Source organism: Kitasatospora sp. NPDC001261 (assembly GCF_042896795.1).
Taxonomy (GTDB): Bacteria; Actinomycetota; Actinomycetes; order Streptomycetales; family Streptomycetaceae; genus Kitasatospora.
The window spans coordinates 87,135-108,994 of record NZ_JBIAXP010000031.1 but is presented as its reverse complement, the minus strand read 5'-3'; the positions used below and the strand labels follow the sequence as shown (position 1 = coordinate 108,994).

General features: G+C 75.0%; 23 protein-coding genes and 1 riboswitch. Of the genes, 15 read left to right on the top strand and 8 right to left on the bottom strand.

Annotation, left to right across the window (positions count from 1 at the left end):
- Positions 1 to 36 precede the first annotated feature (36 nt).
- Positions 37 to 885: a M23 family metallopeptidase gene (locus ACFY4B_RS34075; protein ID WP_053112130.1), complete on the bottom strand. Its 849-nt coding sequence runs from the start codon at positions 883 to 885 to the stop codon at positions 37 to 39.
- 12 nt (positions 886 to 897) lie between these two features.
- Positions 898 to 1,056, bottom strand: a riboswitch (cyclic di-AMP (ydaO/yuaA leader).
- 195 nt (positions 1,057 to 1,251) lie between these two features.
- Between ACFY4B_RS34075 and ACFY4B_RS34070 the strand changes: the two genes are divergently transcribed.
- The 11 genes from ACFY4B_RS34070 (at position 1,252) to ACFY4B_RS34020 (ending at position 11,197) form a co-directional block, all read left to right on the top strand.
- A complete protein-coding gene (locus ACFY4B_RS34070; protein ID WP_074002080.1) occupies positions 1,252 to 1,542 on the top strand; it encodes a YiaA/YiaB family inner membrane protein in 291 nt (96 codons plus the stop codon).
- 75 nt (positions 1,543 to 1,617) lie between these two features.
- Positions 1,618 to 2,499, top strand: a complete 882-nt coding sequence (locus tag ACFY4B_RS34065) for an alpha/beta fold hydrolase (protein ID WP_198959332.1) — start codon at positions 1,618 to 1,620, stop codon at positions 2,497 to 2,499.
- Between the two features lie 59 nt (positions 2,500 to 2,558).
- On the top strand, positions 2,559 to 3,125 hold the full coding sequence (locus tag ACFY4B_RS34060) for a TetR/AcrR family transcriptional regulator (protein WP_074002078.1): 567 nt from the start codon (positions 2,559 to 2,561) through the stop codon (positions 3,123 to 3,125).
- A 127-nt stretch (positions 3,126 to 3,252) separates the two neighbouring features.
- Positions 3,253 to 5,472 carry a SpoIIE family protein phosphatase gene (locus tag ACFY4B_RS34055; protein WP_074002077.1) on the top strand — a complete coding sequence of 740 codons (2,220 nt, stop codon included), beginning with the start codon at positions 3,253 to 3,255 and terminating at the stop codon, positions 5,470 to 5,472.
- A 232-nt stretch (positions 5,473 to 5,704) separates the two neighbouring features.
- Positions 5,705 to 6,964: a sensor histidine kinase KdpD gene (locus ACFY4B_RS34050; RefSeq protein WP_117488975.1), complete on the top strand. Its 1,260-nt coding sequence runs from the start codon at positions 5,705 to 5,707 to the stop codon at positions 6,962 to 6,964.
- Entirely contained in the window at positions 6,948 to 7,361 is a 414-nt protein-coding gene (locus tag ACFY4B_RS34045) for a roadblock/LC7 domain-containing protein (protein ID WP_049653168.1), read from the top strand. The genes ACFY4B_RS34050 and ACFY4B_RS34045 overlap by 17 nt, the downstream gene beginning before the upstream one ends.
- Positions 7,358 to 7,723 (top strand): DUF742 domain-containing protein, encoded by a 366-nt coding sequence (locus ACFY4B_RS34040; RefSeq protein WP_049653167.1) that lies wholly within the window; start codon positions 7,358 to 7,360, stop codon positions 7,721 to 7,723. Before ACFY4B_RS34045 ends, ACFY4B_RS34040 begins: the two co-directional genes overlap by 4 nt.
- 70 nt (positions 7,724 to 7,793) lie before the next feature.
- Positions 7,794 to 8,363: an ATP/GTP-binding protein gene (locus tag ACFY4B_RS34035; RefSeq protein WP_049653188.1), complete on the top strand. Its 570-nt coding sequence runs from the start codon at positions 7,794 to 7,796 to the stop codon at positions 8,361 to 8,363.
- Positions 8,360 to 9,823: a cytochrome P450 gene (locus tag ACFY4B_RS34030; RefSeq protein ID WP_241852825.1), complete on the top strand. Its 1,464-nt coding sequence runs from the start codon at positions 8,360 to 8,362 to the stop codon at positions 9,821 to 9,823. Before ACFY4B_RS34035 ends, ACFY4B_RS34030 begins: the two co-directional genes overlap by 4 nt.
- Positions 9,808 to 10,893: a cytochrome P450 gene (locus ACFY4B_RS34025; RefSeq protein ID WP_234348443.1), complete on the top strand. Its 1,086-nt coding sequence runs from the start codon at positions 9,808 to 9,810 to the stop codon at positions 10,891 to 10,893. The genes ACFY4B_RS34030 and ACFY4B_RS34025 overlap by 16 nt, the downstream gene beginning before the upstream one ends.
- Positions 10,894 to 10,936: 43 nt before the next feature.
- Positions 10,937 to 11,197 (top strand): hypothetical protein, encoded by a 261-nt coding sequence (locus tag ACFY4B_RS34020; RefSeq protein ID WP_049653159.1) that lies wholly within the window; start codon positions 10,937 to 10,939, stop codon positions 11,195 to 11,197.
- Positions 11,198 to 11,309: 112 nt separating this feature from the next.
- Here ACFY4B_RS34020 and ACFY4B_RS34015 read toward each other — a convergent pair whose 3' ends face one another.
- The gene (locus ACFY4B_RS34015; protein WP_380779099.1) at positions 11,310 to 12,134 is read right to left on the bottom strand and encodes an isocitrate lyase/phosphoenolpyruvate mutase family protein; all 825 of its coding nucleotides are present in this window, start codon (positions 12,132 to 12,134) and stop codon (positions 11,310 to 11,312) included.
- Positions 12,131 to 12,643: a carboxymuconolactone decarboxylase family protein gene (locus tag ACFY4B_RS34010; RefSeq protein ID WP_387974377.1), complete on the bottom strand. Its 513-nt coding sequence runs from the start codon at positions 12,641 to 12,643 to the stop codon at positions 12,131 to 12,133. Before ACFY4B_RS34010 ends, ACFY4B_RS34015 begins: the two co-directional genes overlap by 4 nt.
- Before the next feature lie 155 nt (positions 12,644 to 12,798).
- On the opposite strand from ACFY4B_RS34010, the gene ACFY4B_RS34005 reads away from it, so the two are divergent.
- The 3 genes from ACFY4B_RS34005 (at position 12,799) to ACFY4B_RS33995 (ending at position 14,940) form a co-directional block, all read left to right on the top strand.
- The gene (locus ACFY4B_RS34005) at positions 12,799 to 13,581 is read left to right on the top strand and encodes an NRDE family protein (RefSeq protein WP_049661068.1); all 783 of its coding nucleotides are present in this window, start codon (positions 12,799 to 12,801) and stop codon (positions 13,579 to 13,581) included.
- 120 nt (positions 13,582 to 13,701) lie between these two features.
- Complete coding sequence (locus ACFY4B_RS34000; RefSeq protein WP_074002072.1) at positions 13,702 to 13,917, top strand: hypothetical protein; 216 nt, start codon at positions 13,702 to 13,704, stop codon at positions 13,915 to 13,917.
- A 99-nt stretch (positions 13,918 to 14,016) separates the two neighbouring features.
- Positions 14,017 to 14,940 carry an undecaprenyl-diphosphate phosphatase gene (locus ACFY4B_RS33995; RefSeq protein WP_387974374.1) on the top strand — a complete coding sequence of 308 codons (924 nt, stop codon included), beginning with the start codon at positions 14,017 to 14,019 and terminating at the stop codon, positions 14,938 to 14,940.
- On the opposite strand, the gene ACFY4B_RS33990 is transcribed toward ACFY4B_RS33995, so the two are convergent.
- The 3 genes from ACFY4B_RS33990 to ACFY4B_RS33980 all read right to left on the bottom strand — a co-directional run bounded on the left by ACFY4B_RS33990 (position 14,925) and on the right by ACFY4B_RS33980 (position 19,141).
- Positions 14,925 to 15,656 carry an alpha/beta fold hydrolase gene (locus ACFY4B_RS33990; RefSeq protein ID WP_387974371.1) on the bottom strand — a complete coding sequence of 244 codons (732 nt, stop codon included), beginning with the start codon at positions 15,654 to 15,656 and terminating at the stop codon, positions 14,925 to 14,927. The two genes, ACFY4B_RS33995 and ACFY4B_RS33990, sit on opposite strands and share 16 nt — an antisense overlap.
- 114 nt (positions 15,657 to 15,770) lie before the next feature.
- Positions 15,771 to 16,640, bottom strand: a complete 870-nt coding sequence (locus tag ACFY4B_RS33985; RefSeq protein ID WP_387974412.1) for a sigma-70 family RNA polymerase sigma factor — start codon at positions 16,638 to 16,640, stop codon at positions 15,771 to 15,773.
- Between the two features lie 182 nt (positions 16,641 to 16,822).
- Positions 16,823 to 19,141, bottom strand: a complete 2,319-nt coding sequence (locus tag ACFY4B_RS33980; protein ID WP_387974369.1) for a hypothetical protein — start codon at positions 19,139 to 19,141, stop codon at positions 16,823 to 16,825.
- A 257-nt stretch (positions 19,142 to 19,398) separates the two neighbouring features.
- Here ACFY4B_RS33980 and ACFY4B_RS33975 point away from each other — a divergent pair, with 257 nt between their 5' ends.
- Positions 19,399 to 20,841 carry a PLP-dependent aminotransferase family protein gene (locus ACFY4B_RS33975; RefSeq protein ID WP_387974366.1) on the top strand — a complete coding sequence of 481 codons (1,443 nt, stop codon included), beginning with the start codon at positions 19,399 to 19,401 and terminating at the stop codon, positions 20,839 to 20,841.
- A 98-nt stretch (positions 20,842 to 20,939) separates the two neighbouring features.
- On the opposite strand, the gene ACFY4B_RS33970 is transcribed toward ACFY4B_RS33975, so the two are convergent.
- Both ACFY4B_RS33970 and ACFY4B_RS33965 read right to left on the bottom strand, forming a co-directional pair.
- Positions 20,940 to 21,149 carry a DUF6126 family protein gene (locus tag ACFY4B_RS33970; RefSeq protein ID WP_049651771.1) on the bottom strand — a complete coding sequence of 70 codons (210 nt, stop codon included), beginning with the start codon at positions 21,147 to 21,149 and terminating at the stop codon, positions 20,940 to 20,942.
- Positions 21,150 to 21,181: 32 nt separating this feature from the next.
- Positions 21,182 to 21,817 carry a helix-turn-helix domain-containing protein gene (locus ACFY4B_RS33965; RefSeq protein WP_049651770.1) on the bottom strand — a complete coding sequence of 212 codons (636 nt, stop codon included), beginning with the start codon at positions 21,815 to 21,817 and terminating at the stop codon, positions 21,182 to 21,184.
- Positions 21,818 to 21,860 lie beyond the last annotated feature (43 nt).

Genomic DNA, 21,860 nt, shown 5'->3' with positions numbered 1-21,860 from the left:
TGGGTCCGCCCGGGCGGGTGCCTCAGGGCGGGTGCGTCAGGGGTTGAGGCCGCGCTGCTGGAGCCAGGGCTCCGGGTCGACCGGGGCGCCGCCGCCGGGGCGGACCTCCATGTGCAGGTGCGGGCCGGTGACGTTGCCGGTCGCGCCGACCTTGCCGATCTGCTGGCCGGCGGCGACCTTGCCGGAGCCCTTGGTGATCGCGGAGAGGTGGCAGTACCAGATCTCGGTGCCGTCGGGCAGGGTCTCGACGATCCGGTAGCCGTACGAGCCGGCCCAGCCGGCCGAGGTGATGGTGCCCTGGCCGAGCGCGTGGACCGGGGTGCCGGTGTCGGCGGCGAAGTCCAGGCCGGTGTGCAGGTTGGCCCAGTAGCGGGCGCTCTGGCCGTAGTGGGCGGAGAGCCGGTAGTCCGTCACCGGGAGGGTGAGGGCGGCGGCCTTGGCCCGCTCGGCCTCCTCGGCGGCGCGCTTGGCCTCGGCCTCCTTGGCGGCGGCCTTGGCCTCCGCCTCCTGGGCGGCCTGGAGCCGGGCGGTCTCCTCGGCGGCGGTGCGCTGGCTGTCGGCCTGGTTCTGGATGCGGGCGGCGAGCGCGAGGCCGGGGTCGGCGGAGAGGGCGACCGCCGTCTCGTCCGGGGCCTCGATGGCGGGGGCGGCGGCCGGGGTCGCCGAGGTGAAGCCGGTGGCACCCAGGGTGGCGGCGACGGCGGTGACGCCGAGCAGCGGGGAGGTTCCGCGGGTCTGACGCGGCATCCGGTGGCGGTTGGTCTCGGCCTCCGCGGCGAAGTCCTCCGGGCCGAAGGCCTCGGGGCCGTCCGGGCCGGGGTGGTCGAGGAGCTGGGTACCGGCTGCGAAGCCGGCCGGGTGTGCCGGGGTGTGCGTCGACGCCACGGAGGCGCGCTCCTTTCCTTCCTTCGCGCCTACCGGGTTAGCTGACGGGTTCGGAGCAGGAAGGTCTCCTACGGCCGGGCCGAAGCCCCGCCGATTCACCCCAAGGAACGTGGTTCCCCGGCTCCCTGACCTGCCCGGAGGCCGGTCGGTGGGATTAGGCGACGGCGCACGGTGCCGTCTGGGTACGGCGTTGACAACCGCGCTGCGTTATCAAACGTTAATCCTAGGAGGCTCTGATTCCAAGCCATCCGTTCGGAGCAGCCCCGCGGCAGGTGATCGGACGTCAACGAACGGTCCCTCATGCACGGCCCCATCTGAGTACGCCTACTCATGTGCGGCCCGGCCGGGCCGCAGCATCCTGACGCCATGAGCGCACCGATGCAGACCCGCACCACGGCCGCCTACTACCTCCAGGCCGTCCTGTCCTTCGCCCTGTCGGGCACCGCCCTCGCCGTGGGGATCATCTACCTGCCGGTCGGCGGGTGGACCCGGGCCTTCCTCGGGCTCGGGCTCCTCTTCACGGTCAGCTCCGCGTTCACGCTGGCGAAGGTGATCCGGGACCGGCAGGAGTCCAACGACATGGTCACCCGGGTGGACCAGGCCCGGCTGGAGAAGCTGCTCAGCGAGCACGACCCGTTCAAGGTCGAAGGGGTCTGACCGCTCCCTTCCCCCTCTTCTCCGACGCCTCCGACGCCCGACCGCTTGACGGCTAAGGCTATTAGCCTTAGCTTTATGGCTATCGGCAGCAACGCCGATGCCCCGCACCGGCGGCCCGAGGAGGACCCCATGAACGGCACCATCACCCCGAGCACCCAGTACCTCACCGTCCCCGGCGGCCGGATCGCCTACGACGACACCCGGCAGGGCGACGGCACCCCGGTCGTCCTGCTCCCCGGCATGCTCGACAGCCGGGCCGCGTACCGGCACCTGCGCCCGCTGCTCGTCGCCGCCGGCCACCGGGTCGTCACCATGGACCTGCGGGGCTTCGGCGAATCCTCGATCACCTGGGACGACTACGGCCCGGCCGCCCTCGCCGGCGACGTCCTCGCCCTGCTCGACCACCTCGGCATCGAACGCGCCGTCCTCGCCGGGAACTCGTACACCGGAGCGACCGTCGTCAAGGCCGCCGGGGACGCCCCCGAGCGGGTCGCCGGGATCGTCCTGCTCAACGCCTTCGTCGAGAACCCGCCGCAGGGCGCCCTGATGCGCGGCGCCATGGGCCTGATGGGCGCCGCCCTCGTCCACTGGCCGGCCGCCTGGGGCTTCTACCTGCGCCGGATGGCCTTCCCCGGCGCCAGGCCCGCCGACTTCGACGCGTACGTGGACGGGCTGGTCGCCGCGCTGCGCACCCCGGGCCGGAAGACCGCCACCCGCGGGTACGTCCACGGCGACTCGGCGCCGGTCGGCTGGACGGCCGCGGTGCGGTGCCCGGCCCTGGTCGTCATGGGCAGCAAGGACCCCGACTTCCCGAAGCCGGAGCTGGTCGCCGACCGGCAGGCCGCCGCGCTCGGCGCGCGGAAGGCGATGATCGAGGGGTCCGGGCACTACCCGATGGCCGACAACCCGGCGGCCACCGCGGACGCCCTGCTGCCGTTCCTCGCCGAGCTCGGCTGAGCCCCGCCCGTCCGCTGCCCGCCCCTGCCCGACCTGATCCGTACGGAGAGCCCGAACCCATGCCCCGCGTAGGACTGACCCCCGACCAGGTCGTCGACCACGCCCTCGCCCTCATCGACGAGCAGGGCGCCGAGGCCCTCACCCTGGCCTCCGTCGCCGCCCGGGCCGGGGTCGCCACCCCCTCGCTGTACAAGCACGTCAGCGGCGGCCTCGCCGAACTGCGGCGGCTGATCGCCGTCCGGGTCACCGGGGACCTCGCCGACCGGCTGGCCGAGGCGGCCGTCGGACGCAGCGGGGACGACGCCGTCGCCGCCGTGCTGCGCGCCTACCACGCGTACGCCACCGAGCACCCGCACCGCTACAACGCCCTCCCCCAGGCCCCGCAGCCCGACGACGACCTGGCCCGCGCGGCCGCCCGACTCGTCGGCGTGATCATCGCCGTGCTGCGGGAGTACGGGCTCGACGGCTCCGAGGCGGTCCACGCCGCCCGCACCGTGCGCTCCGTCGCCCACGGTTTCGCCTCCCTCACCACGGCCGGCGCCTTCCAGCTCACCGAGGACCTCGCCACCACCCAGGACCGCCTCATCGCCACCCTCACCACCGGTCTCCGCGCCTGGCCCGCGTAAGCGGCCGGAGCGGCGAGTGCGGCACTGCGCAGGAAGTCGGCCCGGCCGACTTCTCGCGGTGGCGGTGGTGCTGGTGCGGCGGTTCGGTCGGCCTTCGCCGGTGGGGGAAATGGGGTATCAAGGACCAGTGCCCCTGGAGCCCGCCGGCAGTCCGACCGCGCGCAGTGCGATGCGCTGCGTGCGGCTGCTGCTGGGCTGCACCAGCGCGGCCGAGCTGCTCGGCACCGTCCTGGCCGAGGGCCCGAGCTGGATCACCGGCGAGGGGTCCGCGCTGTACCTGCTGGACTCCGCCGGGATGCTCCGGCTGACCGCCTCGCACGGGCTGCCGGACTGGGCGCACGAGCGCTACAGCGTGGTCGACCCGGCCGGTGAGCTGCCCGCCGCGATGGCCCTGCGGCTGCGCCGCCCGTACCTGCTCAGCCCCGAGCACACCAGCGTCGACTACCCGAACCGGAACACCGGCATGGGCACCGGGATGGTCGCCGTGATCACCCTGCCGATGGTCGTGGACGAGCGGCCGATCGGTGTGCTGGCCCTGGCGCTGGCCCACCGGGGCACCGTGCCGCGCCGCGACCTGGACGTCCTGGAGACCCTCGCCGAGGCCTGCGCCCACCGGCTGGCCCATCTGCTGGACCACGCCGACGCCCACCTCCCGTACGGCACCCGGGCACCGTACGGCGTCCGGTTACCCGAGGACCCGCGGGCGGCGGACGGCCGCCCCGCCGGGCTGGCCCACCCGCTGCTGTCGCTGGCCGTGCGGGCCGCCGGGCACGGGGCCTTCGAGCGGGACCTGGTCACCGGGGAGAGCTACTGGGACGCCGAGGCGTTCCGGCTGGCGGGCCGCCCGCCCGCCCCGGACGGCGCCGCCCCCGAGCTGGACCGGCTGGTCCACCCGGAGGACCTGCCGGACGTGCAGGCGGCGCTCGCCGAGGCGCTGGCCGCCGGCGGCCGCTACCGGATCGGCTACCGGGTGCTGCGGCCCGGCGGCAAGGTCGCCCGGGTCGAGGAGTCCGGCGAGGTGATGCTGGACGTGCACGGGCGGCCGGTGCGGATCGCCGGGCTGCTGGCCGAGGCCGGGCACCGGGAGCCGCCGCCGGCCGAGGGGCGGAACTCCCCCGCCGCCGCCCGGACGGCGCTGCTGCTGACGCTCACCCGGGCGCTGTCCCGGGCGGTGACCGTCCGGGACGTCACCACCGCCGTCACCGACGTCGCCCGCCCGGCGCTCGGCGCCGCCGGCATCGTCCTGGACCTGGTGGACGAGGGCCGGCTGCTGCCCGTCTCGCACACCGTGTACGGGGGCCCGCGCCGCACCGAGCTCACCCGTCTGGCGGACCTGTCCGAGTCCGTGATGCAGCGTTCGCTGGCCCGCTCCGCCCCGCTGTTCAGCGAGCCCGCCGCCGCCCGCACCCGACGCGACCCGCTCACCCCGGCCGCCTGGGCGGTGCTGCCGCTGGTCGCCTCCGGGCAGCAGGTCGGCTCGTGCCTGATCACCTTCGCCGCCGAGCGGGTGTTCAGCCGGGAGGACCGCACCCTGTACTCGGCCTTCGCCGGCATCCTGGCGCAGTCCCTGGAGCGGGCCCGGCTGTACGACACCCACCACCACCGGGCCTCCGAGCTGCAGCGGGCGATGCTCCCGCGCACCCTGCCGCGGCTGGCCGGGATCGCCAGCGCCGCCCGCTACCTGCCGAGCACCGAGGGGATGCAGATCGGCGGCGACTGGTACGACCTGCTGCGGCTGCCGGACGGCCGGATCGGGCTGGTGATCGGCGACGTCCAGGGCCACAACGCGGAGGCCACCGCGGTGATGGGCCAACTGCGCAGCGGGCTGCGGGCGTACGCGACGGACGGGCACGACCCGGCCGCCACCCTGACCCGCACCAGCCGGCTGCTGGCCGAGCTGGACACCGAGCTGTTCGCGACCTGCCTCTACCTGACCCTGGACCCGGCCGACGGCGTGCTGACCGCGGCCCGGGCCGGGCACCCGGCGCCGGTGCGGATCACCGCCGACGCCGCGGCCGTCGAGCTGGAGCTGCCGGGCGGGCCGCCGCTGGGGGTGGCCCCGGAGCGGCCGTACCCGCTGGCGGTGGAGCGGCTGGCGGTCGGCGAGACGCTGCTGGCGTACACCGACGGGCTGGTCGAGGACCGCGAGGAGGACTACGACGAGTCGGTGCAGCGGATGCTCGGCGGGCTCGAACTGTGGGCGCGGCAGACCGGTCCGGGCCGGATCGGCCCGGCGCCGGCGCTGGAGCGGCTGGCCGATCTGCTCACCCTGAACGTGACCGAGCGGCGGTCCCGGCCGGACGACGTGGCGCTGCTGCTCCTGCACCGGACGGCGCCCCTTCCGTAACACCGTGCGCACAGGCCCCACACATCACCGGACGCGATCCGGCCGGGCGGCTCGATCCCGACGTTCCCGGCGGTGCCGGTCGGGCCGCTCCGATACCTCGTCAGGCGGTGGGATCGGGGTCGAACGATTGCCGATTGACGCCGAATTGACTCGATATTGACGAGATCCGGTCACTTGGCGAGATCCGTTCACACCTTCGTAGGATCATCACCCTAGAATTCGCGGCGTGACGATGACTCAGTGGTCCGTAACGGCAACCGGCGTACTCGCCGTCCTCGCCCTCGTGGCCGCCGCGCGGTACCGCGCCGTGTCCGTCACCCAGCGCGGCCGTGCCGACCGGCTGCGCGGCGAACTCCTCGCCGTCCAGGAACAGCTGGCCACCGAGCTCTCCCGCCGCGGCGCCGAACTCGCCGCCGTCCAGCAGGAGCAGGAGCACACCGCCTCCACCCAGCGGGCCTTCCTCAGCGTCGCCCGCCGGATCCTGGTGATGGCCCACGACCAGCAGGCGCTGCTGGACGAGATGGAGCGCACCCACGACGACCCGACGCTGCTGGAGGGCCTGCTCAAGGCCGACCACGCGGCCGCCCAACAGGCCCGGCTGGCCCAGACCCTGGCCGTGCTGTGCGGCGCGCGGGCCGGCCGGCACTGGCCGGAACCGGTCTCCCTGGAGGACGTCGTCCGCGGCGCCCAGTCGCGCATCCTGCCGTTCCAGCGCGTGGTGGTGCGCAGCCGGACCGAGACCGCGGTGGTCGGCGCCGCCGCCGAGGCGCTGATCCACGCGATCGCCGAGCTGCTGGACAACGCCACCCGCTACTCCCCGCCCAGCACCCAGGTGTTCGTCACCCTGATGCCGGTCCACAACGGCGCCGTCATCGAGATCGACGACGGCGGCGTCGGCATGCCGGAACAGGCCGTCGCCAAGGCCGCCGCCGCGCTGGCCGGCGGCAGCACCCTGGAGGTCTCCCGGCTGGGCGAGGTGCCGCAGCTGGGCCTCGCCGCGGTCGGCCGGCTCGCCGAGCAGTACGGCTTCCGGGTCACGCTCAGCTCGGCGCCCTCGCCGTACGGCGGCGTGCGGGTGGTCCTGCTGCTGCCGAACGCGCTGCTCACCGAGCCGCTGCCGCCCACCGTCCCCGGCCTCGGGCCGGACGACCGGGCGTTCAACCCCGGCCCCCGGCCGGCCTCTCCCGCCGGCCACCCCCTGGTGGAGACCCCGCCGCCCGGCCGGCACGCCGCGACCGGTGACACCCCTCCCCCGCTGCCCCGCCGGAGCCACCGGCGCGGCCGCACGGGCCGCCCCGCCCAGCACGCCGCTCCCCCACCGCCGCCCGCGCCGCCGTACCGCTCGGCCCGGGACGCGCAGGCGTTCATGGCGATGTTCCAGGCCGGGACGGCCAGCGGCCGTTCCGCCGTCCGGGCCCAGTCCACCCCTTCCCTTCCCGCTTCCCCCCGACTTCCCCAGCGCTCCGGAGAGTTCCATGACCACCACCCCTGATCTCGGCTGGCTGCTCGCCGACATCATCGCCGTCCCGCAGGTCCAGCACGCCGTCGTCGTCTCCAACGACGGCCTGGAGATCGGCCGCAGCGCGGGCATCCCGCGCGACGACGCCGAACGGCTCGCCGCCGCCTGCTCCGGACTGCAGTCGCTGGCCCGCGGCGTCGCGACGGGCTTCGGCGGACCGGGCAGCGCCACCCGCCAGATCATCATCGAGTACGGCGGCGGCTACCTCTTCGTCGTCGCCGCCGGGGCCGGCGCGCACCTGGCCGTGGTGGCCGGCGAGGCGGTCGACGCCGGCCTGGTCGCCTACCAGATGCAGGTCCTGGTCGAGCGGATCGGCACCCACCTCACCAGCCCGCCGCGCGTCGACCACGCGGCGGGGGGCCACCGGTGAGCGGCCCGGTCCGGCCGTACGTCATCACCGGTGGGCGCAGCCGCCCCACCCGGTCCGATCTGGCCGTGGAGAGCCTGGTCAGCGCCGTGCCCGGACCATTAGGACTGCCCGAGCCGCCGGACCTGCCCGAGCACGAGCTGATCAACCGTGAGCACCGGCGCATCCTCGCGCTCTGCCACAGCCTGCTGTCCGTCGCCGAGGTGGCGGCCCACCTGGGGCTGCCGCTCGGCGTCGTCAAGGTGCTGGTCGGTGACCTCTGGGACCTCGGCGCCGTGCAGGTGCTCCCGCCCGTCCCCCAGGCCGAACGCCTGCCCGCAACCCTCCTGGAGGAGGTGCTCGTTGGCCTCCGCCAACTCCGCTGAAGCCGTCCCCGACGCCCCGGACGCACCGGGCGCCACGGACGCCGCCGGGTCCGCCGCCGGGCCGCAGTACCTGCCCTCCTCGGTGCAGGGCGCGGTCAAGATCCTGGTCACCGGTCCGTTCGGGGTCGGCAAGACCACCCTGGTCGGCTCGCTGAGCGAGATCACCCCGCTGCGCACCGAGGAGACCATGACCGCCGCCAGCGCCGGCATCGACGACCTCACCGGTCGCGCCGGCAAGACCACCACCACGGTGGCGCTGGACTTCGGCCGGATCACGCTCAACTCGCGGCTCGCGCTGTACCTGTTCGGCACGCCCGGGCAGCAGCGGTTCTGGCCGCTCTGGGACGACCTGTCGCGCGGAGCGCTCGGCGCCATCGCCATGGTCGACCTGCGCCGCCCGGACGAGAGCTTCGACGTGCTCGGCCGGCTGGAGGAGCAGCGCATCCCGTTCGCGGTCGCGGTCAACACCTTCCCGGACACGCCGAGTTACCCGGAGGAGGAGCTGCGCTCGGCGCTGGACCTGCTGCCGGAGGTGCCGATCCTGCACTGCGACGCGCGCGACCGCCGGCAGTCCTACGACCTGCTGATCGACTTCGTCGACCACCTGCACCGCAACTCGATCCTGGAGCTCCAGGGATGACCTCCCCCGAACACCCGGGAGCCCCCGGGTGCCCCGTCGCCCACGGCGGCGGACGGCCCGGCGGGCTGCCCGTGGGCGTGCCGCTGACGCCGCTGTACGGCCCGGCCGTCGCCGAGGACCCGCACGGCCTCTACGCCCGGCTGCGCGAGCGCTACGGGCCGGTCGCCCCGATCGAGCTGGAGCCCGGGGTCGAGGCCTGGCTCGTCCTCGGCTACGCCGAACTGCTCGAACTCACCCGCAACGAGGCGCTGTTCTCCAAGGACTCGCGCCGCTGGCGGGTGCCCGCCGAGGGCCGGCTGGCGGCCGACTCCCGGCTGCTGCCGATGACCTCCTGGCGGCCCACCCTGCTCAACCTGGACGGCGCCGAGCACCAGCGGCTGCGCGCCGCCGTCTCCGACACCCTCGCCCAGATCGACCACCGCCAGCTGCGCGGCACCACCGAGGCCGCCGCCAACGGGCTGATCGACGGCTGGGGCCCGGACGGCACCGCCGACCTGGTCGCCCAGTACGCGCGCCGGCTGCCGCTGCTGGTCTTCACCCAGCTGGTCGGACTGCCGGTGGAGAGCGGGCCCCGGGTGGTCGAGCTGATCAGCCACTTCGTGGACAGCAGCGCGCAGTCGCAGCGCGCCGGCCTGGAGTTCCAGGCACTGCTCGTCGACCTGGTGCGCCGCCGCCGGGCCGCCCCCAGCGCCGACCTCACCTCCTGGCTGCTCGCCCACCCGGCCGGGCTGACCGACGAGGAGGCGGTGCACCACCTGGTGGTGCTGATGGTCGCGGGCAACGAGACCTCCATCAACTGGACCGGCAACACGCTGCGGCTGCTGCTCACCGACCGGCGCTTCCGGGCCACCCTCACCGGCGGGCGGCTGACCGTCTCCGACGCGCTGGAGGAGGTGCTCTGGCGCGACCCGCCCACCCAGAACTTCCCCGGCCGCTGGGCCACCGGCGACACCGTGCTCGGCGGCCAGTACATCAGCGCCGGCGACATGCTCGTCCTCGGCCTGGCCGCGGCCAACGCCGACCCGGCCGCACAGGGCGTCTCGGCCGCCGCGCAGGGCTCGCTCGGCGGCAACCGGGCCCACCTCGCCTGGGGCGCGGGCCGGCACGTCTGCCCGGCCCAGCACCCGGCCCGGATCATCGTCGAGACCGCCGTCGAGACCCTGCTGCACCGCCTGCCTGACCTCCAACTGGCCGTACCACCCGGCGAGTTGGCCTGGCGCCCGTCCCCGTGGTCCCGGGCCCTGACCGCCCTCCCGGTGCTCTACAGCGCCTTCACCCCGCCCCGCCCGCCCGCCCCCGAGAGGCCCGCATGGACACCACCACCGAATCCGGAACCCGCGCCGAGCCCGTCAGACTCGACCCCTTCGGCCGCGACCAGCACGGCGAGAACGCCCGACTCCGCGAAGCCGGCCCCGCGGTCCTGGTGGAGCTCCCTGGCGGGGTGGTGGTCTGGGCGGTAACCCACCACGACACCCTCCAGTCGCTGCTGTCCGACCCCCGGGTCGGCAAGGACGCCCGGCTCTGGACGACCTTCCGGGAGGGACGGCTGCCGGAGGGCTGGCCGCTGCTCAACTTCATCGTCGTCCCCGGCATGGTCACCGCCGACGGCGAGGACCACCGGCGGCTGCGCGGACTGGTCTCGCAGGCCTTCACCCCGCGCCGGATAGCCGACCTGGCCCCCGCCGTCGAGGCCCGGACGGTCGCGCTGCTGGACGGGGTCGCGAAGCTGGAGGGCGAGTTCGACCTGCGGCGGCACTTCGCCTACCCGCTGCCGATGCAGGTGATCGGCGAACTGCTCGGCCTCGGGCTGGCGGAGCAGGACGAGCTGCACGAGCTGTCCGACACCATGGTCTCCAGCTCGGCCACCCCGGCGGCGGCGCTGGCCGCGCAGCGGGGCCTGAACGCGCTGCTGGCCTCGGTGGTGGCGGCCAAGCGGGCCGAGCCCGGCGACGACCTGACCACCGACCTGATCGCCGTCCACGAGGCGGGCGACCGGCTCAGCGAGGCCGAGCTGGTCGGCACCCTGCTGCTGATGCTGGTCGCCGGGCACGAGACCACGCTCAACCTGATCACCAACGCCGTCCGCGCCCTGCTCGCCCACCCGGACCAGCTGCGGCTCGTCCTGGACGGGGAGCAGCCGTGGTCGGCGGTGGTCGAGGAGACCCTGCGCTACGACTCCCCGGTCGGGCAGTTCCCGCTGCGCTACGCGAGCGAGGACATCGCGGTCGGCGACGTGGTGATCCGGCGCGGCGAGGCGCTGCTGGCCTCCTACGCGGCGGCCGGACGGGACTCCGGGCACCACCCGGACGCGGACCGCTTCGACCTCACCCGGCAGCCCGCCAAGCACCTGTCGCTCGGCCACGGCCCGCACTTCTGCCTCGGCTCCGGGCTCGCCCGGATGGAGGCCGAGACGGCGCTGCGGCACCTGTTCACCCGCTTCCCGGGGCTGGCCCTCGCGGAGGGCCGGACCGACGAGCCGATCGCCTCGTTCGTCAGCAACAGCGTGCGCACCCTGTGGGTGACGGTCTGAGCCGACCGGTTACCTGAGGGCGGTCCGGGTCGTTCGGCAGGGCATGAAGAAACTCGCCACCCTGGCCGCCCTCACCATGGCGGGCCTCGCCCTCGCCGTCCCGGCGGCCTCCGCCACCTCCCAGACCGCCTCCTCGCCGGACGCCACCGGCGGGCTCACCGACGGCCTCGAAGTCTCCCCGGGCGACCTCGCCCTGCGGACCGTGGGCAAGCTCCCGCTGCTCGGCAAGCCCGCCAACGAGATCGAGGCGATCGGGACCAACCAGATGGCCCACCCGGGGCTCAGCGGGCAGATCCTGAACTGACCCGGCGCTCCGCCACCGGAGCGCGGGCGGCCGGCCGACCCCCGAACGGCCGGCCGCCCACGCCACCCGACGCACGACGACCGCTCGACCCGCGGCGCTCGGGCCGCCGGGTTCAGAGCGCGGACAGCCGGTTGAGCTCCGGGTAGCCCAGCCCCTGCGCGAGCGCGGTGAACGTGCCGCTCCCGTACACCTCCTCGGCGGCCCGGCGGACCGCCGCGTACGCCACCTCGGCCAGGCCCGGGCCCAGGCTGATCCGGGCCACGCCGAGCTTCGCCAGCTCGGCGACCGCCGGGGAGCCGGGGCCGGCCAGCACGTTCAGCGGCGCCGGGACGGCCCCGACCAGGGCGGCGATGGTCTCCGGGTCGGACACCCCGGGGACGAACACCCCGTCCGCGCCCGCCTCGACGTACGCCCGCAGCCGGTGCACCGCGTCGTCCAGCCGGCCCTCCGGGGCGCCGATCCCGCGCAGGAACACGTCGGTCCGGGCGTTGACGAAGAGCGGCACGCCGGCCGCGTCCGCCGCGGCCCGGGCGGCCGCGATCCGCTCGGCGGCCTCCGCCGGGGGGCGCCCCTCGTCCTCCAGGTTCACCCCGACGGCACCGGTGGCGAGCAGCGCGGCGACCGTCTCCCCGACCCCGGCGGCGGTGTCCGCGTAGCCGCCCTCCAGGTCCGCGGTGACCGGCAGGTCGACGGCGCGGACCACCTGGGCGGTCCGGGCCAGCACCTGCCCAGGGTCGGCGCCGCCGCCGTCCGCGCTGCCGAGCGACCAGGACACGCTCGCGCTGGCCGTCGCCACCGCCCGCGCCCCGGCGGCGGCCACCAGCCGGGCGCTCGGCACGTCCCAGGCGTTCGCCAGCACCAGCGGCTCGCCCGGGCGGTGCAGCTCCCGCAGCAGCCGGGCCCGCTCCCGCCGGACGGCGGGGTCCGCGGCGCTCACCTGGCGGCCGGGCTCATGCGGGTGGACACGCCGATCCGGTTCCAGGCGTTGATGGTGGCGATCAGCGCGATCAGCTGGGCCAGCTCGGTCTCGTCGAACCGCGCGGCGGCCTCCGCGTACACGGCGTCCGGCACGTGCCCCTGGGTCAGCAGGGTGACGGACTCGGTGAGGGCCAGGGCGGCGCGCTCACGGGCGGTGAACCACGGGGTCTCGCGCCAGGCCGGGAGGGAGACCAGGCGGTGGTCCTGCTCGCCGTGCTCGCGGGCGTCGGTGGAGTGCATGTCGATGCAGAAGGCGCAGCCGTTGATCATCGAGGCGTGCACCTTGACCAGCTCGGCGATGACCGGGTCGACGCCCTCCCGGGAGGCCCGGTCCACGGCGACCATCGCCTGGTAGTAGGCGGGGGCGAGCTTGTGCATCAGCAGGCGCTGCTCGGGGGCGGGCACCGGGGCGCCGTCCGTACCGGCCGTCCCGTCCGCGGTCGCGCGCGTGGTCTCGTTCGTCGTCATGGTCGCCAGCCTAGGAGCGGGGTGGCCTGCCGTCCTGGTGCGTTCGGCCACGCGTTCCTTGGGCCACTTCCGGCGTGCGAACGACCGTGCGAGGATCGCCGGCAGGAGATCACCGCCAGGAGGTCTCCGACAGGACGAGGTCAGGGGGCCCGGTCGTGTGCACGGCGTTCGTCAGCATCGAGCCGGAAGCGGCCGTGCCGGTGCTGCTGCTGTCCGTCCGGGACGAGTACCTGGGCCGCGCCTGGCTGCCGCCGGACCACCACTGGCCGGACCGGCCCGACCTGCTCGGCGGACTGGACCTCGCGGCCGGCGGCACCTGGCTGGCCGTCGACCCGGCCCGGCGCACCGCCGCCTGCCTGCTGAACGGCTTCGGCCCGCTCGCCCCCGCCGAGGCCCGGCGCACCCGCGGCCGGCTGCCGCTCACCGCCGTCCGGGAGGGCGGCATCGGCCACCTCGACCTCACCCCGTACGACCCGTTCCACCTCGTCCTGGTCCGGGCCGACGGGGCCCGGGTGTCCAGCTGGAGCGGCGGACGGCTGGAGGAGCGCGAACTGCCGTCCGGCCTGAGCGTGGTGCTCAACGACGGGCTGGAGGGCCGGGCGGCCGACCGGACCACCTCCGAGCGGATCCGCGACCTGATGGCCGCGCGGGCCGCCCACTTCCGGTCCCGCCTCACCGCCGAACCCCGGCCCGAACCGACCGCCGACGGGCCGGCCGCCGCGGCCTGGGGCGGATGGCTGCCGATCGTCGCCGGGGACGGGCTGGCGCCGGACGCGGACGCCGCGCTGATCCAGCGGCGCGACTTCGGCGACGGGCGGATCTGGGGCTCCTCGTCGATCTCGCTGCTCGCGCTCGGGCCGGACCGGCTGCGCTACGACTTCGCGGCCGCGCCGGTGGCCGAGGACGGGCCGGGGTGGCGGCGGGTGGCGACGGGCTGACCCGCGGCTCGCGGCGGGCGGCGGCGGGCGGCGGGCGGCGGGCGGCGCCGGGAAAAGGGCTTGCACCTGACGCTGCGGGAGGCGGCATCGTGGCCCGGGTCGAGCCCGAAGGAGACCGCCGTGACCCGCCCGGACCCCCCGCGCCGCCCCCGCCGCCTGCTCGCCGTCCTGACCGTCGCCCTGCCGCTGGCGGGCATGCCGGCCGCGGTGACCGCCGTCGTCCTGCTCGGCGACGCGGCGCACCGGGCCGTCCCGTCCGCCACCGTCCTGGCCTCCGTGGCGGCGGCGCTGATCGGGCACCTCGCCCCCGGTGTCCCGCAGCCGTACGGTCGGTGAACTTCCGACGGCGGGGCTGCCGAACGTCTACATGCGCGTAGTAGCTTCGCGAGGGCCCCCGACCCGGCCGGCCACCGACCCCCCGAGCGAAGGTGCGCGATGTCGACCCTGACCTACCCGGAAGCGATAGGCGTCGGCCTGCTCCAGGGCGTGACGGAACTCTTCCCGGTCTCCAGCCTCGGCCACAGCATCCTGCTGCCCGCCCTGGTCGGCGGGCGGATCCAGCACGACCTCGACATGACCGCCGAGGGCTCCTCGTACCTCGCCGCCCTGGTCGCCCTGCACCTGGCCACCGCGCTCGCCCTGGTGGTCTACTTCCGCAAGGACTGGGTCCGGGTGGTCGAGGGGCTGTTCGGCTCGATCCGGCACCGCCGGGTGGAGACCCGCAACGAGAGGCTCGCCTGGCTGCTCGTCCTGTCCACCATCCCGGTCGGCGTGGCCGGCCTCGCGCTGGAGAAGGCCCTGCGCAACGCGCTCGGCAAGCCCGTCCCGGCCGCGGTCTTCCTCGCCCTCAACGGGCTCGTGCTGCTCGGCGCCGAGCGGCTCAAGCGCGGCGGCACCGGCCGCCGCCGGGCCGGACACACCGCCGGACACGCCGCCGACGAGCCGGGCCTGGACCCGGCGATCGCCTCCGACCACCGGCTGACCAGGCTCGGCTACGGGCAGGGCGCCTGGATCGGCGCCGCGCAGATCCTCGCGCTGTTCCCGGGCATCAGCCGCTCCGGCGTCACCATGAGCGCCGGCATCCTGCGCGGACTGCACCACGAGGACGCCGCCCGGTTCTCCTTCCTGCTCGCCACCCCGGTCATCCTGGCCGCCTCGGTGCTCAAGGTGCCCGAGCTGTTCAGGCCGGAGAACTCCGGCGTGCTCGGCCCCGTCCTCGCGGGCAGCGTCGCCGCCTTCGTGGCCGGCTACGTCTCGGTGCGGTTCCTCACCCGGTACTTCGAGACCCGCAGCCTGACGCCGTTCGCGCTGTACTGCTTCCTGGCCGGCGTCGGCAGCGCGGTCTACCTGTCGCTCTGAGCCGTCCGGCCACCGCTCTTCGCCGTACGGGCCGCCTCGCCCAGGATCCCGGCGAGGTCGGCCGGCCGGGAGAACATCGGCCAGTGCCCGGTGTCCAGCTCCACCAGCCGCCAGTGGCCGTCCGCGACCAGCCCGGCGACCACCGGCGGCGGCTCCGGCCAGTCCATCAGGCACTTCACGTACACCGCCGGGAGAGCGCTCAACGGGCCCTCCAGGAAGGCCGGTTCGGTCAGCGAGGGGCCCGGGTGCGGGGTCGCCCCCGCGGCGATCCGGGCGATCTGCCCGACCGTCAGCCCCTGCTCGGCGAACTCGGCCGGCGGCAGCGGCGGCCACCAGCCCCCGTGCGCGGCCAGGTCGGCCCGCAGCGCGGCCGGCTCCGGCAGCTGGTCGGCGAAGGACTCCCCCGCCACCGGCACGTTGGCGTCCACCAGGACCAGCCCGGCCAGCCGCCCGCCGATCCGCTCGGCGGCCTGGCCCACCGGGATGCCCGAGTAGCTGTGCCCGACCAGCACCACCTCGCGCAGGTCCAGCCGCTCCACCTCCGCGACGACGTCCGCCACGTGCGCCTGCTGCCCCGCGGGCGCGCCGCGCTTCTCCGCGAGCCCGGAGAGCGTCAGCGGGTACGCCCCGTGCCCGGCCGCGCGCAGCTCCGCCACGACCTCGTCCCACGCCCAGGCGCCGAGCCAGGCGCCCGCCACCAGCACAAAGTTCGCCATGGGCGGCACCGTAGCGCGCGAGTGTGACGGCGGCCCGGAAAGCGACGGGAAACACCACGTGGAGGAACGGTGGGGGCGCCCCGCCCGCGCCCGGGCGCCCCCGGCGGTTCCCGGTCAGCCAGTGGTGAGGCCCAGGGCGGCCAGCCGGGTCGGGTCGGTGAGGATGTCCAGCCCGGTGATCCGGCCCCCGTGCACGGTGAACGACATGACCGACAGCGGACGGCCCCCGGCGAAGGACACCACCCCGGGCGAGCCGTTGACCAGCACCAGCCGGCCGTCGGCGGCGAACCGGGCGAAGGCGATCGCCTGCGAGGCGACGTCCGCCGCACCGCGGCGCAGCACGCTCGGCACCAGCGTGCCGCCGTCCGACCGGGCCACCACGTCCGGGTCGAGCACCGTCAGCAGAGCGTCGAAGTCCCCGCCCCGGGCGGCCCGCAGGAAGGCCTCCACCACCTCGCGCTTGCGGGCGTCGTCGGAGTCCGCCGCCGGGGTCGCGCCCTGGACCCGGCGGCGGGCGCGGCTGGCCAACTGCCGGGTGGAGGCGGAGGTCCGGCCGAGCACCTCGGCGATCCCGTCGAAGGGCACCTCGAACATGTCGTGCAGCACGAAGGCCACCCGCTCCGCCGGGGAGAGCGTCTCCAGGACCACCATCAGCGCGATCCCGACCGAGTCCGCGACCAGCACCTCGTGCACCGGGTCCAGCGCCGACAGCCCGCCGACCACCGGGTCCGGCAGCCGCACCCGGCCCTCCTGCTCGGGCAGCGGATCCTCCCGGCGGGAGGCACGGGAACGCAACTGGTCCAGGCAGACCCGGCCGACCACGGTGGTGAGCCACGCCCCGAGGTTGCGCACCCCGCCCACATCGCTGCGGCCCAGCTTCAGCCAGGCCTCCTGCACGGCGTCCTCGGCCTCGGCGAGCGACCCGAGCATCCGGTAGGCCACCGCCCGCAGCTGGGGGCGCTCCGCCTCGAAACGCCGGGCCAGTTCGGCCGGTTCGGTCGGCTCGGCCGATTCGACTGCTTCAGCCGGCTCGGCCGATTCGGCCGGGAGGTTCTCCTCGCTCACCCTGTCACATCCTCGGGTCGGGATCCGTCGGTCCAGTGACGGACGCTAACCGACCGGGAGGACACGATAACCACCCCCACCCGCCCGACCTGGTGGCGCCGTCACGGCCGGCCGGCCCGCCCACGACCGGCCCTGCGCCGCTTCCCGGCGTCGGACTCGACCGGCTCCGGATCCCAACGGTCCCCGGCGAACCGCTCCAGTGCGGCTTCGAGTTCGAACGGCACGGCACCCGTCTTGTCCAGGTCCCACACCCGGACCCAGCCCTTGGAATCCGTCCGAGACTTGGGACCGACCCAGCCAGCCACCGGCCGCACCGCCAGGCAGTACATCTCCGGCAGGCCAGGCAGGACCGTGCGGAGCCGCTCCATCGACTCCAGCGGGCGGACCCCGACCTCCGCGATCTCCTGCCAACCGATCCGGAGCTTCCGGCCACGGTTGACCTCGATGGTCTCTGCGTCGACCCGCAGCCGCGTCGCCACCAGCCACAGCGACAGCGTCAACAGCAGGGCTACGGCCGCCGTCGGCAGCAACCGGGGAGCCGCCAGTTCCCAGGTACTGTGCCAGTCCGCCCAGTAGTCGTCCCCGACCGCACGCGGCCACACCAGCAACATGAAGGCGATCACCAGCAACGCTGGCACGAACCCGAAGTCCACCAACGCGCGGAGGCTTCCCCGACTGCTCCGCAGTCGGATCTCGGACCGCCCGGCCGAGGAGTGGCCCGACTCACCGGACCACGAACCGTCGAGGCGCTGCTGCAGTCCGGCATGCCGGAACTGGTGGATCCCGCCGACCTTGCGCAGGATCCCCAACCGGTGGGCGTCCTCCAGGAACTCCAGGGTCCGCCAAGGCAGGTTCCCGCACAACGTGAAGACCGCACGGTTGGCAGTCCACCGACCCCACCAGCCGAGCGCAGTCAGCGCCAAGGCGGTACACAGCCAGCCGTCCAGGAAGGCGCCCACCAAGACGCCCACGCCGAACTCGTCGGATCCGGTCCCCAAGACCAGGACCCCCGCAACCGCCGGAGCAACGACCAGGGCCTTCACCAACGCCATCCGCCGCTCCCCCGCCGGCAAGGAGGTCACGGCCGCCATCGCACCGGACTCCACCGGCGTCGCCAGGACGACGCCGGCGAGTACAGGAAGGGCCATCGTCAGCGCGACCGCCGGGGTCGGCCCGCCCCAGGACGCAAGGCCGACCGCCACCACCGCCGGCAGGACCAGCAGGATCTGGGACCACCGCCCGGCCGGCCGCCGCGGCCGGCCGTCGAAGCCATGCAGATGTGCCGCGACGAAGGCCCCGACCACAGCCGTCACCGTCGCGGCCGCCCCGATCGTGCTCATCGCCTCGGCGGCGTGCGCGTGCCCCGTCCAGCCGAGGACCCGGAACAGCGGCGCGAGCACCCAGCGCGCCACCACCGCACCGAGCAGCGCCGTCACAGTCATCACCAGGGCACCCCACACCAAGGGCGCTGTCAACCGGCTCCGCAAGCGCCACCAGGCGAGGTTCCGGGTCCGCTCGCGGTTCAACCGCCGGGCCAGGAAGCGGAGGTGCTTGACCGCCCGGTCCGGGTCCCAGGCGCCCATCGGCCGGGGGATGTGCGGGGACGGGGGATCCGAGGAGAACTTCACCCGGATGAACTCGTCCAGCAGGTGCCCCTCGACAGCCCACCCGGTCCGCAGTCCCGGGCCCGTCAACTCCCCTGGGTCCGACCCATCTTGCTCGTAGACGACACGAGCCAGCCAGAGCATCAGCGGAGAGGAGAAAACCGTGGCGAGGACCCCGTCCGGGTTCCGCCACAGCTCATCCACCACCTGCTGCCAGGCCGGGCGCCGGTCGGGGCGGCAGACCGCGGTGAGGTATGCTCCGGCGGCCCGAACCGACACCGGGCGCGACCGCAGGACGGGCATCGCGTGCAGGAACCGGACGCGACCTGACTCCTTCTCGTACTCCCGCGGCCGGGAGGTCAGAATCAGCGGGTCGCTCTCCCCCCACGCCGTCTCCAGGCCCCGCAGCACCGCGCGCCGGGTCCTCGGCGTGAGCTCGTCCAGCCCGTCCAGGACGGGCACGATCGAGCGGTCCCCCAGCAGCACCTTGACGGTCTGCGGCTCGAGGCCCGGGTCCTCATCGCCGTAGTCCTCGACGATCCGCTGGATGAGCCAGGTCTCGAAGTGCATCGAGGGGTTCCACTCTGACAACAGGAAGAGGACCGGAACGGGCTGCCCGACCTCGCGGACCTCCAGCAGCCCCAGGAGCAGTCGGACGGCCAGCGACGACTTCCCCGCACCTGACGGGCCGGTGAGCACCAGCCGGTACGCCAACGGCCCGCGCAACTCCTCGACCAGCGCAGGCGAGTAGAGCCGCACGGCGTCCCCGGACTCCCCCGGATCCCAGCCGGTCTCCCACTCCACCGCAATGTCCACGCTGTCCCCCAGCCCGCGCAGCCCTGCCTCAGCCGTCCACTGCCTCCCGACCGCACCGGCGAGAGCAGTAAGCTCCGCGGGCTCCGTCAGCGGGAGCACAGCGGGCTGCGGGTGGATAGTGAGGTTCTCAATGCTGTCCGCCTGAACCAGCACACCTTTCACCGTGCCCGAGTTCTCGTTCCGACTGCTGTTCCGCGCCGCATCGTCCACCGGCCCATGATGCCGACACTCCCGGGTCCCAGGCGAGAATGGAGGCCGTGAGCACCTCCCGGACCACCTCCTGGACCACCTTCGGCGGCGACCTGCACCTGGACCTCACCGAGCGCCGGGCCGCCGGCGCCGGACTGCGGGCCGCCCTGGAGGACGCACTGCGCGAGGCCGTCCAGGACGGGCGGCTCACCCCCGGCACCCGGCTGCCGTCCTCCCGGGCGCTCGGCGAGGACCTCGGGATCGCCCGCAACACCGTGGTCGAGGCGTACGGCCAGCTCACCGCCGAGGGCTGGCTCAGCTCCCGGCAGGGCTCCGGCACCACCGTCGCCCGGCGGACGGTCCCGGAACCGGTCCAGGGCCGGCGGCCGGCCCCCCGGGCGGTACGGGCGCGGCAGACCGCCCGGTACGACCTGATGGCCGGACGGCCCGACCTCTCGCTCTTCCCCCGCACCGCTTGGCTGGCCGCCGCCCGCCGCGCCCTCGCCACCGCGCCGCACGAGGCCCTCGACTACGGCAGCCCGCTCGGCCGGATCGAACTGCGGCAGGCGCTCACCCACTATCTGGCCCGGGTCCGCGGCGTGCGCACCGACCCCGACCACCTGCTCGTCTGCACCGGCGTCACCCAGGGCCTCGGCCTGCTCTGCGCCGCCCTGCGGGAACGCGGCGCCCGCACGCTCGCCGTCGAGGAGTACGGGCTGCCGCCGCAGCACGCGGTCGCCCGGGCCGCCGGACTCGCCACCGCCCCGGTGCCGCTGGACGCGGACGGCGCCCTGGTCGACCGGCTCGACCCCCGGGCCGGCGCCGTCCTCCTCACCCCCGCCCACCAGTTCCCCACCGGCGCGGCGCTCTCCGCCGACCGGCGGGCCGAGGCGGTGCGGTGGGCGCGGGAGCAGGACCGGTACGTCATCGAGGACGACTACGACGGCGAGTTCCGCTACGACCGGCAGCCGCTCGGCGCGATGCAGGCGCTGGACCCGGAACGGGTGGTGTACGCCGGGACGGCCGCCAAGAGCCTCGCGCCGGGCCTGCGGCTGGCCTGGCTGGCCCTGCCGGACGCGCTGGTCGAGCCGGTCGCCCGGCTGAAGGCGCTGGCCGACACGATGTCCCCGGTGCTGGACCAGCTGACGCTCGCCGAACTGATCACCTCCGGCACGTACGACCGCCACGTACGGCGCTGCCGGCTGCACTACCGGCGCCGGCGCGACCACCTGGTCGCGGCGCTCGCCGAACACGCCCCGCACGTCCGGGTCACCGGCATCGCGGCCGGCCTGCACGTCGTCATCCGGCTGCCGCCCGGCTCCACCCCCGAACCCGAACTCCTCGCCCGCGCCCAGCAGGCCGGCCTCGCCCTCCACGGCCTCGCCTGGCACCGCACCACCCCGTCCCCCGCCGAGGCCCCGACCGCCCTGGTCATCGGCTACGCCACCTCACCGGACCACGCCTTCCCGGCGGCGGTCCAGGCCCTCTGCGAACTGCTGCGCGGGGCCTGAGCGGGAAGGGGAGAAGGCAGGTGGGCCGGGCCGGTGCGGGAACGGCGGTCCGCCCGCCCCCTCGGGGGTGGGGGCGGGCGGACGGTTCGGGGTGTGAACTACTTGTTCCGGCTGCCGAGTTGGAACAGGAGGATGATGAACCCGGCGAAGAGGTGGCAGCCGACGGTGTAGAGCACCAGGCGGTGGTAGACCCGCTTGTTGGCCCACTTGCCGGCGTCCATGGTCTTCGGGCCGGCCGGAGTGTCGGCACCGGCGGCCGGGTTCTCGGCGTCGGCGGCCGGGGTGACGGTGGTGGTGGGATCGGCCATGGTGATCTCCTCCGGGGTGTTCTGACGGCAGGTCAGTGAACGGCGGCGGGGCCGCCGCCGAGGCAGAGTTCGCCGCCGGGGCTCTGCAGCAGGGTGTGGACGAAGAGCAGTTCGACGCCGCTGTCCGACTCTGCGGCGATGCAGTGCGGGGTGAGCGAGTCGTAGTGGGCGGAGTCGCCCACCGCGAGGTGGTGGACGCGGTCGCCGAGGGTGACGCGGAGCGCGCCCTTCAGGACGTACAGCCACTCCTCGCCCGGGTGGACCCGGACCACCGTGTCCTGCACGCCCGGCGGGACGTGCACCCGCAGGGCCTGCATCGCGCGGCCGGGGGCGCCGGCCCGCCGGTAGCCCCAGCCACCGGCCCGGCCGGGTTCGATGGCGCCGCCGCGGACGATCGGGTCCGGCTCGGCGAGGGTCTCGCCGAGCAGGCCGGAGACCGAGGTCCCGTACGCGCGGGCGAGGCCGAGCAGGACGGGCAGCGAGGGCTGCCGGCGGCCGGTTTCCAGTCGGGACAGATAGGCTGGGGAGAGCCCGACCCGCCCGGCGGCCACCTCCAGCGTGAGACGGCTGCTGAGCCGGTGCTCACGGAGACGGGCGGCGAGGCCGGCGACCTCCTGGTCGTCGAGCTGTTCGCCTGCTGCGGCGGCGCCGGTGGAGCTGCTGGTCATGTGTCCAGTGGACACCCGCCGTGCCGCACGGGCAAGAATTTTG

Coding starts and splice junctions, on each gene's coding strand:
- ACFY4B_RS34050 (WP_117488975.1), top strand. CDS start 5,705: ATGACTCAGTGGTCCGTAACGGCAACCGGCGTACTCGCCGTCCTCGCC.
- ACFY4B_RS34010 (WP_387974377.1), bottom strand. CDS start 12,643: ATGACGACGAACGAGACCACGCGCGCGACCGCGGACGGGACGGCCGGT.
- ACFY4B_RS34060 (WP_074002078.1), top strand. CDS start 2,559: ATGCCCCGCGTAGGACTGACCCCCGACCAGGTCGTCGACCACGCCCTC.
- ACFY4B_RS33995 (WP_387974374.1), top strand. CDS start 14,017: ATGTCGACCCTGACCTACCCGGAAGCGATAGGCGTCGGCCTGCTCCAG.
- ACFY4B_RS33970 (WP_049651771.1), bottom strand. CDS start 21,149: ATGGCCGATCCCACCACCACCGTCACCCCGGCCGCCGACGCCGAGAAC.
- ACFY4B_RS34070 (WP_074002080.1), top strand. CDS start 1,252: ATGAGCGCACCGATGCAGACCCGCACCACGGCCGCCTACTACCTCCAG.
- ACFY4B_RS33965 (WP_049651770.1), bottom strand. CDS start 21,817: ATGACCAGCAGCTCCACCGGCGCCGCCGCAGCAGGCGAACAGCTCGAC.
- ACFY4B_RS34030 (WP_241852825.1), top strand. CDS start 8,360: ATGACCTCCCCCGAACACCCGGGAGCCCCCGGGTGCCCCGTCGCCCAC.
- ACFY4B_RS33990 (WP_387974371.1), bottom strand. CDS start 15,656: ATGGCGAACTTTGTGCTGGTGGCGGGCGCCTGGCTCGGCGCCTGGGCG.
- ACFY4B_RS34065 (WP_198959332.1), top strand. CDS start 1,618: ATGGCTATCGGCAGCAACGCCGATGCCCCGCACCGGCGGCCCGAGGAG.
- ACFY4B_RS34020 (WP_049653159.1), top strand. CDS start 10,937: ATGAAGAAACTCGCCACCCTGGCCGCCCTCACCATGGCGGGCCTCGCC.
- ACFY4B_RS34045 (WP_049653168.1), top strand. CDS start 6,948: ATGACCACCACCCCTGATCTCGGCTGGCTGCTCGCCGACATCATCGCC.